We start from the raw sequence: 1,001 nt of genomic DNA on the forward strand, positions 1-1,001 counted from the left end.
GATGGTCAGTGACTGGTTTTCTGCAACGAACTCAGCCTGATTCTTTGCCTGAGTTGCTACCGTGATTTCTGATTGCTGGCTGATGGTCTTGCCGTAATAGTGGAAGGATGCCCACGCCAGCAGGGAAATAATCACCAGGATGATGGCGGTAAGCGTGACGGCGATTTTGTTGATCATGAGAGCAATACTCCGACGAACAAACACCAGCCCCAACCTTCCTTACCAAAGAGTGCCAGCACAAACGCGAAGAAAAACATCATGCCAGCAGCGGAATGTCTATCCATCAAGCCCCCCAACAAGTAAGTTCGCTTTCCTGATCACGGCGGACAACCTGGCCGGAACAATTATTTGCACGGATATTGCAATCCTTTCCGCCGTCATGAACCCAGCGTTTTATCTCAGCGCATGCCCCCAGTCGGTCACCATTATTAAGTTTCCGGTAAAACGTGGAGGTAAAGCATTTAGCGGGGCCAATGTTCCACGGGCAAAATGACGCGATCCCGACTTTTTGCGGTTCGGTCAGAGGAACGTGAACATTTTTATCTACCCATGCCAGCGCTTTGGCCTGTTCGGCTTTATCGATAGCGTCACATTGGATCTGTGTGAGGCGCATACCTTTGAATACTGGTTTTCCGTTTATTGCTGTTACGCCGCCGCATATTGTCCATTTACCGCCCTGATCCTGATAAGCGATCGGGCTGGAACCCTCTTTTTCTTTCTGAAACTGAGCCATCATCACCGGAGCTGAGGCGCCAGCGGCAATCAGAGCCAACATGGCAGCACTGAGTTTTGTTTTCAGGCTTGCCATGGATTAATCCTCGTCGCGTCTCACCATGTTGTGTTTTCTGTCCCAAATCTTGAAGCCGACGTTTATCAAACAAGTGATCAGGGCAAAGAAAAGGCCACCCAATACTCCGATAGCCGTCCACTGTTCGGGGCTGAATGAATTCAACAGACTGTAAAGCCAGAAGCCTGTATTTGACCCAGCCGCCCCGTAGGCA

At 50.2% G+C, this 1,001-nt stretch carries 2 protein-coding genes; both read right to left on the minus strand.

Going from position 1 to position 1,001, the window contains the following annotated elements; translation table 11 throughout:
- Positions 1-283: 283 nt before the first annotated feature.
- Positions 284-808: a lysozyme gene (locus tag J8X26_RS26825; RefSeq protein ID WP_208952565.1), complete on the minus strand. Its 525-nt coding sequence runs from the start codon at positions 806-808 to the stop codon at positions 284-286.
- A gap of 3 nt (positions 809-811) precedes the next feature.
- Positions 812-1,001 (minus strand): phage holin (locus tag J8X26_RS26830; protein WP_208952566.1); only part of this gene is annotated, 190 nt, incomplete at its 5' end.

This window comes from Rahnella sp. ChDrAdgB13 (genome assembly GCF_017655185.1).
Classification (GTDB): domain Bacteria; phylum Pseudomonadota; class Gammaproteobacteria; order Enterobacterales; family Enterobacteriaceae; genus Rahnella; species Rahnella contaminans.

What these genes read in the sequence shown, in the direction of transcription:
- J8X26_RS26825 (WP_208952565.1), bottom strand. Translation starts at nt 808, where the DNA reads ATGGCAAGCCTGAAAACAAAACTCAGTGCTGCCATGTTGGCTCTGATT.